The organism is Skermanella sp. TT6, assembly GCF_016653635.2.
Taxonomy (GTDB): domain Bacteria; phylum Pseudomonadota; class Alphaproteobacteria; order Azospirillales; family Azospirillaceae; genus Skermanella; species Skermanella cutis.
This window is the reverse complement of the sequence record NZ_CP067423.1, coordinates 37317-49277: the sequence shown is the minus strand read 5'-3', so window position 1 is coordinate 49277 and position 11961 is coordinate 37317. Positions and strand designations below refer to the sequence as shown.

The 11961-nt window shown below is 59.8% G+C and carries 10 protein-coding genes and 1 pseudogene; 5 read left to right on the top strand and 6 right to left on the bottom strand.

The window, feature by feature from the left end:
- The first annotated feature begins 124 nt into the window (after positions 1–124).
- From IGS68_RS33875 to IGS68_RS33860, 3 genes are all read left to right on the top strand, one after another.
- The gene (locus IGS68_RS33875; RefSeq protein WP_093037338.1) at positions 125–1342 is read left to right on the top strand and encodes a CaiB/BaiF CoA transferase family protein; all 1218 of its coding nucleotides are present in this window, start codon (positions 125–127) and stop codon (positions 1340–1342) included.
- 377 nt (positions 1343–1719) lie between these two features.
- On the top strand, positions 1720–4254 hold the full coding sequence (locus IGS68_RS33865) for a malate synthase G (protein ID WP_245770677.1): 2535 nt from the start codon (positions 1720–1722) through the stop codon (positions 4252–4254).
- A gap of 4 nt (positions 4255–4258) precedes the next feature.
- Complete coding sequence (locus IGS68_RS33860; protein WP_093037026.1) at positions 4259–4690, top strand: GlcG/HbpS family heme-binding protein; 432 nt, start codon at positions 4259–4261, stop codon at positions 4688–4690.
- Positions 4691–5224: 534 nt separating this feature from the next.
- Here IGS68_RS33860 and IGS68_RS33855 read toward each other — a convergent pair.
- Positions 5225–5539 carry an EthD family reductase gene (locus tag IGS68_RS33855; protein ID WP_093037020.1) on the bottom strand — a complete coding sequence of 105 codons (315 nt, stop codon included), beginning with the start codon at positions 5537–5539 and terminating at the stop codon, positions 5225–5227.
- A gap of 413 nt (positions 5540–5952) precedes the next feature.
- On the opposite strand from IGS68_RS33855, the gene IGS68_RS33850 reads away from it, so the two are divergent.
- Positions 5953–6717, top strand: coding sequence for a FadR/GntR family transcriptional regulator (locus IGS68_RS33850; protein WP_371822012.1), 765 nt, complete (start codon positions 5953–5955; stop codon positions 6715–6717).
- Positions 6718–6950: 233 nt separating this feature from the next.
- Here IGS68_RS33850 and IGS68_RS33845 read toward each other — a convergent pair.
- The 3 genes and pseudogenes from IGS68_RS33845 to IGS68_RS33840 form a co-directional block, all read right to left on the bottom strand.
- Positions 6951–7447: pseudogene (locus tag IGS68_RS33845) on the bottom strand (aldehyde dehydrogenase family protein).
- Positions 7447–7719 (bottom strand): hypothetical protein, encoded by a 273-nt coding sequence (locus IGS68_RS36405; RefSeq protein ID WP_245414195.1) that lies wholly within the window; start codon positions 7717–7719, stop codon positions 7447–7449. The pseudogene IGS68_RS33845 and the gene IGS68_RS36405 overlap by 1 nt, the downstream one beginning before the upstream one ends.
- A gap of 155 nt (positions 7720–7874) precedes the next feature.
- Positions 7875–8663, bottom strand: a complete 789-nt coding sequence (locus IGS68_RS33840; protein WP_093037332.1) for a MaoC family dehydratase — start codon at positions 8661–8663, stop codon at positions 7875–7877.
- A gap of 74 nt (positions 8664–8737) precedes the next feature.
- On the opposite strand from IGS68_RS33840, the gene IGS68_RS33835 reads away from it, so the two are divergent.
- Positions 8738–9028, top strand: a complete 291-nt coding sequence (locus IGS68_RS33835; protein WP_139274564.1) for a hypothetical protein — start codon at positions 8738–8740, stop codon at positions 9026–9028.
- A 929-nt stretch (positions 9029–9957) separates the two neighbouring features.
- On the opposite strand, the gene scpB is transcribed toward IGS68_RS33835, so the two are convergent.
- Together scpB and IGS68_RS33825 are read right to left on the bottom strand one after the other, a co-directional pair.
- Complete coding sequence (gene scpB / locus IGS68_RS33830) at positions 9958–10680, bottom strand: SMC-Scp complex subunit ScpB (RefSeq protein WP_093037012.1); 723 nt, start codon at positions 10678–10680, stop codon at positions 9958–9960.
- Positions 10681–10682: 2 nt separating this feature from the next.
- Positions 10683–11723 (bottom strand): DUF1403 family protein, encoded by a 1041-nt coding sequence (locus IGS68_RS33825; RefSeq protein WP_154386543.1) that lies wholly within the window; start codon positions 11721–11723, stop codon positions 10683–10685.
- Between the last annotated feature and the right edge of the window lie 238 nt (positions 11724–11961).

Genomic DNA, 11961 nt, shown 5'->3' with positions numbered 1-11961 from the left:
GTGGATTTGATATTGCCCCGGATGGGTGGGCGCCAAAATTGGATTGACCAATCTGGTAACTCCAGTTACGCATTACCCACAGCTTCTGTAAAGAAGCTATTAATCTCGAATGTGGGTTGTTGATATGGCAGGACCGTTAAGCGGATACCAAATTCTCGATTTATCGAGGATTCTTGCGGGCCCTTGGCTCGGGCAGCTCTTGGCCGATCTAGGGGCGACGGTTTGGAAAATCGAACGCCCGTTCACCGGCGACGACACTCGCCACTGGGGGCCACCGCATCTTGATGGAACAACCGAGAGTGCCTACTTCCTGAGCGCCAATCGCGGCAAGCACTCGATTTGCGTGGACATCGCCACGCAAGCAGGCGCGGACATCGTTCGATCTCTGGTCAGGAAGACCGACGTTCTCATAGAGAACTATAAAGTCGGCGACATGAAACGGTATGGGCTAGACTATGAAGCGCTCCGGCTCATAAAGCCGGACATCGTGTACTGCTCCATTACGGGATACGGCCAGACCGGCCCGATGAAAAACGTAGCCGGATACGACATGGCCATCCAAGCCATATCCGGGCTGATGAGCATCACGGGCGAGGCGGACGACAAGCCCGGCGGCGGCCCTCAGAAGGTCGGCGTCCCGATTTCCGATCTCCTCACTGGAATGTATAGCGCAACAGGTGTGCTGTCGGCGTTGTTGCATCGCGAGCGGACGGGCGAGGGCCAGCATATCGACATGGCGCTTCTTGATGTCCAGCTTGCCGCTCTGGCCAACCAGAACTTGAACTATCTGACCACGGGGAAGCCGCCGCGCCGATATGGAAACGCCCATCCGAACATCGTGCCCTATCAGGTGTTCAAATCGAGCAACGGATCATTCGTGCTTGCGGTGGGGAACGACCAGCAGTTCAGGAAGTTCTGCACGGCGTCCCGGCTGCAAGTGCTCTGCGACGACCCCCGTTTCACCACAAACACGGATCGCTTGGAAAACCGCGACGCTCTGATCCCGATCGTGGCCGAACGCCTTGCCCAGGAACCAACCGAGCACTGGATCGCGCTTCTCGAACCCATCGGCGTACCATGCGCATCGATCAACCGACTCGACCAGGCATTCGTGCATCCGCAGGTCGTCCATCGCGAATTGCAGATCAATCTTCCCCACACCACGGGCAAGACCGTGCCGCTCGTGGCCAATCCGATCAAATTCTCTCAGACAGAAATTGAGTACACCATCAGCCCCCCCATGCTTGGGGAGCATACGAAGCACATCCTCAATTCAATCCTCAACATCGGCGACGATGAAATATCGCGACTTGAGAAGGACAAGATTATCTATTGCGGATGATTCAGGGCCGGCTGCGTGCGCTCCGGATTCGGTCTCAGCCGTTCGACGCGCCAAGGTCATCGCGGGCGAGCCGCCGCAGCGAATATCGCGCTTCCCCTTCGCTCCGGATTCTCGCGCGGCGCGCGGGAAATAGCTGTGATGCTCGTGAGTCTGCTTGTCGCGAGCCTGCGCATCTCGTGTGCCTTCGATGAAGGCGAGCGCGAAGGAGCGTCCGGTTATTCACTGCTTTCGGTCAGACGGAATTGAGCCAATGTCCAGCATCGCCATGCCCGTTCCCGACGCCGCGATCATCGCCCATAAGCCCGAGATCGTCGCCGCGTTGAGTACCGTCCTGCCCGCGGACGCGATCGTCTCGGACCCGGAGGAAACCCAGGCATATGAATGCGACGCGTTTGACGGCGTACCGATGTCCGCTGCTCGCCGTGGTTCTGCCTCGCACCACCGAGGAGGTAGCGGCGGCGATGAGAATTTGCCACAATCTGCGGGTTCCGGTTATCCCGCGCGGTGCGGAGACATCGTTGGCAGGCGGCGCACTTCCGACGGCCGATAGCGTGGTGCGGGATGTTCGCGAGATTGATACCGCAAACCGATTCATCAGGGTTCAGACCGGCGTCACGAACCTTTCCGTCAGCGCAGAGCTGGAAGTGGAAGGGTTTTTCTATGCACCGAACCCGCGAAACGATACGCGCCTGTGGGGGCGCCATAACGGAGCTTTGGACATGGCAAATCGAATCGAAGTCGGCGGGTTGCAGGTCGATCGCGGGCTCTACGATTTCGTCAACAAGCGCGCGATGCCGGGCACCGGCATCAAGCTCGCAGAGTTCTGGGCCGGCTTCGCCAAGATCGTTCGCGACCTCGCTCCGAAGAACCGGGCGCTGCTCGAAAAGCGCGACGAGATTCAGGAGAAGATCGACGCCTGGCATCGCGAAAATGGCGCGCCGTCCGACATGGCGGCCTACAAGGCTTTCCTCAAGGAGATCGGCTACCTGCTGGACGAAGGTCCGGATTTCAAGGTCACCACCGAAAACGTCGATCCGGAGATCGCCACCGTCGCCGGTCCGCAACTCGTCGTGCCGGTGATGAATGCCCGTTATGCGCTGAATGCCGCCAACGCGCGCTGGGGTTCGCTCTATGATGCACTCTACGGCACCGATGCCATTCCCGAGACCGACGGCGCCGAAAAGGGCAATGGCTACAATCCCAAGCGCGGCGAGAAAGTCATCGCGTGGGCGCGAGCATTCTTAGATGACAGCGTGCCGTTGAAGACAGACAGCTGGTCAAACATGACCAGTTCTCAAATTAAAGATGGTCAGTTTCGACTGATGACGGGCTCCTCGGAGGGTGGGTTGCGCGATCCCTCACAATTCGCGGGGTACCTAGGTGACGTCGACAATCCGTCTTCGTTGCTCTTATCGAGAAACGGCCTTCACATCGAAATCATCCTTGATGATCAACACGTCATCGGAAGCCAAGACGAGGCTGGAATTTCAGACGTTATTCTGGAATCGGCCATTACCACCATCCAGGACTGCGAGGACTCGGTCGCCGCGGTCGACGCCGAGGATAAGGTCGCCGTCTACCGCAACTGGCTCGGCCTGATGAAGGGCGATTTAGAGGAAGAGGTCTCGAAGAGCGGCAAGACGTTCACGCGCAAGCTCAATCCTGACCGCGACTATACGGCACCCGACGGAAGCAAACTGACTCTGCCCGGCCGCTCGCTGATGCTGGTGCGCAATGTCGGCCACCTGATGACCAACCCGGCGATCCTCGACCGCGACGGCAATGAGGTTCCGGAAGGCATCATGGACGCGATGATCACCAGCCTGATCGCGCTGCACGATGTCGGCCCTAATGGCCGCCGCGCCAATTCGCGGACAGGCTCGGTCTATATCGTCAAGCCGAAGATGCACGGGCCGGAGGAGGTGTCGTTCGCTGTCGAGCTTTTCGGCCGCGTCGAACAGGCGCTCGGCATGCAGCCCAACACGCTGAAGATGGGCATCATGGATGAGGAACGCCGCACCACGGTCAACCTCAAGGAATGCATCCGTGCAGCCCGCGAACGCGTCGTCTTCATCAACACCGGCTTCCTCGACCGCACCGGCGACGAGATCCACACCTCGATGGAAGCCGGCCCGATGATCCGCAAGGGCGACATGAAGCAGGCGGCGTGGATTTCCGCCTATGAAGCGTGGAATGTCGACACCGGCCTGGAGTGCGGGCTTGCCGGTCATGCCCAGATCGGCAAGGGCATGTGGGCGATGCCCGACCTGATGGCGGCGATGCTGGTTGAGAAGATCGCTCACCCGAAGGCCGGCGCCAACACCGCCTGGGTGCCGTCGCCGACAGCCGCGACGCTGCATGCGACGCACTACCACAAGGTCGATGTGCACGCCGTGCAGGAAGGTTTCAAAAACCGCCCGAAGGCCAAGCTCGACGACATCCTGTCGATCCCCGTCGCCCTGCGGCCGAACTGGACGCCCGAAGAGATCCAGAAGGAACTCGACAACAACGCCCAGGGCATCCTGGGTTATGTCGTGCGCTGGATCGACCAGGGTGTCGGCTGCTCGAAAGTGCCGGACATCAACGATGTCGGCCTGATGGAGGATCGCGCCACGCTGCGCATCTCCTCGCAGCACATCGCCAATTGGCTGCATCATGGCGTTTGTACGCGCGATCAGGTGATGGAGACGATGAAGCGCATGGCGGCGGTCGTCGACCGGCAGAACGAGGGCGACCCGCTTTATCGGCCGATGGCCCCGGATTTCGAGAATTCGATCGCCTTCCAGGCCGCGTGTGATCTGGTGCTGCAGGGCCGCGCCCAGCCGAACGGCTATACCGAGCCGGTTCTGCACGCCCGCCGGTTGGAGCTGAAGGCCAGTGGGGCAGGCGAGAACGTTCTCGGAACGGGATAAAACAATGAATACCATCACGTTGAATGTCGCCAATCGCATCATCGAATCCGCGCTGGATCGGGGGCGGGAGCTCAACCTGAAGCCGCTCTCGGTCGCGGTGCTCGATGCAGGCGGCCACCTCATCGCATTCCAGAAGCAGGATGGTTCTTCCATGCTCCGCTTCGAGATCGCCTTTGGCAAAGCCTATGGCGCGCTGGCGGTCGGCTCGGGCTCCCGCTGGCTGAACGCGGCCGCCGCCGAGCGTGTTCATTTTGTCCAAGCCCTGTCCGGCGTTTCCGGCGGGAAGATCGTGCCGGTTCCCGGTGGTGTCCTGATACGCGGGGAAGCGGGCGAAACCCTCGGTGCTGTCGGAATCTCCGGCGATACATCGGACAACGACGAAATCTGCGCGGCGCACGCTGTCGAACAGGTAGGCCTGGCCGCGGACAAGGGCTAACCCCATTTCCAAGCAAAAGCGTGAAACGGCTTTTGCGTGCGGAATGTGCTTGGAAGCGGGTTTTGCCGATGAACTTTGCGGCAGGCTGGCCTCAAGTCGGTGAGCGGGCTGCACCTTCGCTCTACTCTTCGCAGGTGAGGAGAGAGACGCATGTTCACCCTCACTATAGACACCGCCGACATGTCATCGACATCGGCAAGGCCCCGCAGAACATGGTCATGGCAATGATCGACGCGGCGCTGGTCCCGGCGGGTATCCGCACGACCGAACTTTGACCCCTACTTCGAAGATAGATGGAGTTAATGATGCAGGCTTCGGGTGCTTTCTGGAACCGTTCGCCAGCGCCGGTCTACTTCACCGGTTCATAGAGCGCATCCAGATTTTGGCTGAAGCGCGCTTGACGAGAGCAAAGTAGTTGTCGCATGAATGGCAATGACACGTTCCTGATCGTGGACCTGTTCGGCACCGGTTAGCTGGTCATGGCGAGCACGACGCCGATCCCGGACAACGGCCAAGCCTGACGCACCGAAGCCCTTACGCTCCAACGATTTCGCTGATCTGCACGATGGGTGCGATGTCCGTATAGTTGGCGACGTCCGCGACGATCTCCGCGCGGTGTGGGCCGAACGCCTCCCGGAATGTCCCCAGGCTCGGTGAGTAGATGTGGCACGCTGCGACGAACTCCGGCGCGCTTCCAGGTTCGCGGCCCGTTAGGCCCTTCTCGATCTCGTAGCGCAGGCAGGCATCGCCCATTCGTTCTCTGATCAGTGGCAGGTGGCTGGCACAGTAGTAATCGTGGTCGAACTTCGAGCCGCCATGGGCCGGATAGTAGACGCTCATCTTGATCATGGTCGGGCTCCTACCTGAACGCCTCTCCGAGCGTTCCGGGGGCATTTATAGGTCACCGACCCATGAATTGCATCTAGATTTTAGCTGAAATGAGTTTGACGAGAGCAAGGTAGTTTCGACCTGCGTCTCGAGGGTGCGGTGGCGATAGAGGAAGGCCCTGAACGGCGGACGGCGTTTACGGCTAGGCCATCGGCTTGGTGTTGGCCGGGCGCCGCGCTTGGCCATCTCTACGCGCAAGGCATGCCGTGGGGAGTTTAATGAACGGGTGGCTTAACCATCGGGCATATGGCAGCTTCAGCGCGGAGCCGGATTAACCAATTTGGTAGACCGGCTAGGGTTTCACTGGTACTTTGGGTTCGAGTTGCCAAGCAACGCGTATGATTTATGACCCTTCCGTATCGGGATGGACCTGGTTGGGATGGACTGACGGCTGGAAAAAAGACCGAAAAATGCTTGAGAAGACGGAAAGCGATAGGATTGCCGGTGTCCCGAACGTTGTAGGGAAAATACTCTCATTCATTGATGAGCGTCGCTATGAGCCGAACGAACGATTGCCGTCGGAACGTGACTTTGCCGACAGGTTCAATGTCAGTCGCGGGGCGGTTCGCGAGGCTTTGGCCGCTCTCGAGTCGATGCGTGTGATTGAGCGAAGGCCTAACTCTGGGATCTATCTTAGAAATTCTGAGGAAAGTAGCATCGAGGCCCTCGTTCTTCGTGCGTCTTCTGGCCTGCCGTTTCAGCCTGAAGAGACTAAGGACGTGTTTGAAGTGCGAAGTATTCTGGAGCTGCAGGGCGTACGGATTTCCTGCGATAGAAGGCGGGATCAGGACGTAGATCGGCTGAGGGAAATCCTCTACAAAACGAAGCTTGCAATTGATAGCAAAAAGACAATTGAGGCTGAGGATGAAGCGTTCCATCTTGGAATCGTCGCTTCAACACAGAATAGAGTACTGCTTCGCACGGTGAAATTATTTTATGAATTCTCAAAACAGCGTCGCATAATATACTTTTCAGATTACTCACGGGGCACGCAAGCTTACGACGATCATTGTGAGATACTTGAAGCCATTGAGGCTCGTCGAACCGATTTGGCAGTGGGAATGATGGACCGACACTTGTCCCGAGCCCTGGCCACATGGCAGACTCTCCACGCGGCGCCGGAACAAACTACCAAATAGTGCAATCGACCCCAAGGTGCCGAAGCGTAATGAACCGAGGGACGATACCTCGATGCCGACCAGACCGACTGACTCAGTGCGCCTTCGAGCGCGTGAATCTGATTAGGCGATCGGCTGCGAAAATGCGCCGGCCAGTGACCCTAGGTACTGGAACATTCAAGAGTTTGATACAGCTGCTCTTTGTGAGATTCGCAGGGTCACAATCGTGCCTTCTGAGATCCCTAGGACAACACTCATCTTCGCAATGAAATCAGCACGACAAATCCTGCTCGACGCGGGGTCACTGGCCGGCGCATTTTCACACTCGGAGATCTCCCCCGGCGCGCCAGAGACCAGAGTGACGACCCCCGGCGGTCACGCCGGCATCGACGAAGGCGCCAAGGAGCTCGGCAGGCGCCGCCGGCGGCGGTGCCGGCGCCTTCGATGATCGAGCAGCCGGCGGCGAGCGCCGCGGAGAGCTTGCGCACTGTTTGATTGACGGGAAGTTCCAGGGCGTGAACGCGGCCACCGGACCGACCGGCAGCTTTGAGCGTCATCTGCATGGCTCTTCGCGCGCGCGCCGGAATCACCTGGCCGCAAGTGCGGCGCGCCTCCTCAGCGAACCAATCGATGATGTCGGCGCCGCCATCACTTCGCCCTTGGCCTCTGCCAAAGGTTTGCCTTGCTCGCGCGTCAGGAGCCAGGCGATGCGATCTCCGCGCTCTCGCAGCAAGCCGGCGGCCTTGCACATCAGCTTAGACCGATCAAACGCCGAGGTTGAGCTTCAGAGTTTGAAGCCGCGATCGGCGGCGGCCAGCGCGGCGTCGAGATCCGGCGCGCGGTATGTGCAACCGAGCCGATCGTCTCCTCGGTCGCCGGATCAATAACCGGAATAGTCCGGCATTCGCGACCCTCACGCCATTCGCCATCAATAAAGAGCTTCGTATCGGGATATACCAGCGCCGCATTGGGCATCTTTGATTGCTTTCGTTGTAAGGATGCCCGCGCCGCCGAAGCAGACACGGGCTGTCCTGGGGGACAAACTTGAAAGGCGACTAGAATCCCCGTCCGCGTCTGGTGGAGCGATTGTCACGTGCGTGTCTTGCGTTCCCTTATCTGTTTTGACGGCCTGCAGAACCGGGTGCGCCGGTGACGATGCTGCTCGACAGCCTTGTGCCTCACGCTGCTCGTTCGCGAAGTTGATAGATCGCGATGTGCTGGCAGTGGGCGATCAACTTCCGGCCGTTCGCAACAACAACGGCATCTACTTCCACGAAACGGTTGCCCTTCTTTTCGTAGTTCGCGGTAACGCGTGCCCGCGCGACCAACTCTTCATCGCAAGCAGCTGTGGACAGCATCTGCATGCGGCTGCCGAGATGAATCCACGGCCCCAGTAAAGCGTTCTCCATCAAGACCCGGTTCATAACCCGCTGCACCATACCGGGATGCACCAACCCTTCGCGAGCATAGATTGGATCGGTTTCGCGTACTTCCGCCCGATAGTCCGCTCCAGATTGGCCCGGCCAGGAGCGCGGCGCCGTTCCGAGCCATTTGCCGACCTGGTAAGACCTGAGATCGACCGGCCCCCGCACCGCAACCGGCGCAGTCTCGGGATAATCGCCAACGGAGATCGGGGGTGGCGCGTCCGGCAGCGAGGCACTGCCGGCAGCTCGAACGTCGCTGCCGTTGAGCGCAATCGCTAGGCCTTCGTCTGAAGGCTCGGACGTAACCACCACGGTTTCGCCATCGTAAACCGGCTTCGCGAAGCGCACCTCCATCAGGCCGCGCTCGAGGAAGGCTCGTCCCCACTTCGCCACCGGAACGTGGACCATATACGCAAAGACATCGACGCCTGGCACCAGGCCGCCGCTGAAGCCATATTTTTGCGCCACCGCATCATCGTGCATCCTGTTTTCGGAGTGCGTGGCGCTGTTGAACGCCTGGACGCGATAGGGCGGCTCAGCCATTTGACTTCCTAACATAGCATTGCTGACGGACATCAATACGGCGCTAAAAGCGTCTGATTGCCGGATGATCCCGGATGAGATCGAGAGTCGTTTTTGATCCATTGCTTCATGTCGGTCCCAAACTGCTTCAGGCAAATTTCCGGCAATTTGATGGCACCATCAGTCTCGCCCAGCAGCGAATAGGTGCAAGCGACATTGTAGCGGACAAGGTTGTCATCGAGGTGGCGCGGCCTTCACCTTTATCAGTTTCGCATACACGTTGTGAAATCGCGCCGAACAGTAACCCCAAGCACCAGCATGCTCAAGTGTCTGATTCAGCTGCTCTTTCCCAGATTTTCGAAGGGTTGCGATTTGCGCCTTCTTAGATCCTTGGACAATTCTAATTTTCGCAATGAAATCAGGTCGATAAATCCTGCTCGACGCGGGGTTACTGTTCGGTGCGATTTCACACTCAATCACCACGACCGAGCATTCGATGCCAAAGCGGGCAGCCGAAATCCTCGAATTCCGTAAGGTCGCTCAGCAGTCCTGGCGATCACACCGACATCTACTGTTCGCTTTCAGTTTCTGACAATCGAGCAGGCCATCCTGTCGTGTCCGTTCGACACGGGCATTGCCCTCGTGCCGCTGCATCCGCCCGACAAAGCGGCATGCTTCGGTGCTGATTCAAACGCAGTCTGTAATGCTATTTTAACCATAATCAGCGAGATTGGGATTCGCGCCAGGTAACGAGTACGCAAATCAGGCAACACGGCGGGCGGCATCCCGCTCCTGGCCGCCCGCGCGTTGCCCCTGAATCGATGCTTTATGAAAACTTCTTCGAATCCGTGGGATACCGACAGCGCCCATATCGAGGCGCTGATCAAGGTCGTCGAAAAAGACGGGCTGTCCCACAGTATGGCGATGGGAGAATTGCTGAGGGCGCTGCACAGTCTCTCCCAGACCCTCAGCGATCACCAAACCGCTCCAAAGCGAACTGCCCCGCCAGACGACGCATCGGCATAGACCGGCCTTGTTCGCACGAGCAAATTCGCTTTCGTGCTGGTCGTCAGGAAGACACGGGACAGCATCAGAATCTTCCTGGAAGCCCGCCGACCAGGTCAAGCAGCAGGGTTTCGTGACATCCTGTTCTCGCCGCGACGCTATGCCGGCGGCACCAAGTTGGTGCTATTTCCGGCCAGCCTGCTTGACGGCAACGCCATGTAGGTTCACCGGTCATCGCCTGTCGCACGATCAGTCGTCATGGTCATGAGTTCTCATCGGCGGGCGCAGGAAAACCAGGATGATCCGTTCATCACATCGCGTCGTCGACGAGACCGACGCTCGGCTGCTCGTCCTCGCCATCATCTTCACCGCCCGCAATCCCCATCGGAATATCCCCTGCCAGCAGCTTCTCCTTCGACAGCAACCCGGCGTCTTCGAGCGCCTCGAAATCCGGCAGGTCGCGCAGCGTGTCGAGGCCGAACTCCAACAGGAATTCTTTGGTCGTCACGTAGGTGTAGGGCGCGCCGGGCGTCGGGCTGCGCGGGCCGGACGCAATCAGCTTCGCGCCGCGCAGATGACCAATAAAATCACGACTGATCTCCTTGCCGAAGAAAGACGACAACTCGGCGCGGGTGATCGGCTGGAAATACGCCACGCACATCAGCACCAGCACCTCGGATTGCGTGAGATCCATCGCCTTCTCACTGCCGCCCATAGCGGCGCGGATGGCGTCGGCATAGGTCGGCCGGGTCAAATGTTTCCAGCCGCCGGCGACGGCGACCAGGTCGTAAGGCCGCCCGCGCAGCTCCTCGCGAATGTCGTCGATCAAGAGATCGAGGTTGCAATCCGCGCCAACCACCCGCGCGAGGACACTACGTGTCACCGGCTCGCTGGCGGCAAAAATGGTTGCCTCAACGCGCTGCATCCATTCGCGCCAGCGCGCCTCCGGCGGCAGGTGATCCAGCTCCCGGTCAAGCAACGGTCGTTGCCCATCCCCATTGTCTCGCCGAGTTTTGGTCGAACGAGCCGCCATCGTCACAGTCCGTAGGTGCGGAAGGTCGGGCGACCGGACAGCTCACGCACGGCACCCAGGACAAGAAGCCGGTCGAACAGGCGGCGTAGCCCCCGGTCACTCATCTTTTTGTCCATTTTTTTGTCCCCGCGCGAGGCCATGAGCGCGTCTTCGTTCAACAACCGGTCGACGATCGCGTCCGCTCCCTTGGCCCTGAGTTTCGGCGCGACGGCCAGCAGTTTTTCGGCACGGCGGCCGAGCTCAGCAAAAAGATCGATGGCGCGCAGCGCCGCCCGCGCCTGTGCCGCCAGCAGTTTTTTGGCACGCTCCGGCTCTGTCTCAGGGCCCGCTGCCGCCATACCGGTCGCCGCCCGACGTGAATGCCCGGCACGCATGCCAAAAAAAGCAGCTTCGGTGCCCAGCAGCGGTATTGCATGCGGCCACGCCAGCCGCTGCGCCAGCAGACCGTCGGCGAGCCAGGCGCCGAAAGCCGGCCCAAAACCATAGCGTTCGGCGGCCACAAAAGCACCGGTCAGCATCCCGACCGTCTCTGCCCCGCCGCCGATCTGACCGAGTTCCCCCACCAGAGCGCTGACCACCTCTTCATCCGGGGCGTAGCCGAGTTCTTCCAACACCGCGCCGATGCTCCGCTCGGTCAGCAGTTTCTCGGCAGGCGTGTCGACCAACCGGCGCCAGGCGAGCAGCAAAAGCCCGGCCGGGCCAACGGACAAAAAATCGCCGGGGCGTGTCAGCAGCACGGCGTCGCGCAATGCCAAAGAATCCTCGACGCGGCCGGCCTGTCGTGCCGTCACCGCGGCCGCGACAAGCGCCAGGCGCTGCCGCCAGACCCCGGCCCACCGTTCCTGCCGGCGGACTACCGCATCGAGGGCGCCGATAGCAGCACCGGCAGCAAGCGCGACCTCCTCAACTTCCTTTCCCGCAACGCTTTGCGCATCCGGGATTGCCCGGCGCAGCCAGGCCGGGACCAGGGCCCACGGAGCGACGGCCACCGCGTCAAGAAGCTTGCCGGGGTGGCGCGAGAGGAGTTTGGGCCGCAGAATCATCGAAAAGCAGGATGAATCACGGCGGCGCTTTTGACAACGATAATATGCCTAAAGCGCCCTGCCTGTCGGCAAACAATAATGAATGATAATCTTGCATTATCGCTCGTTTTGTGAGACCCCTTAAAAAATGGCCTTGTGGCTCGCTTTTCACCGGCGGACAGTCTCCTTTAGGCGTCAGATCGACGAGAATTCGCGTTCATTGAGCGGACCGGGTTTGCGCTTAATCCCCGGACAGCGG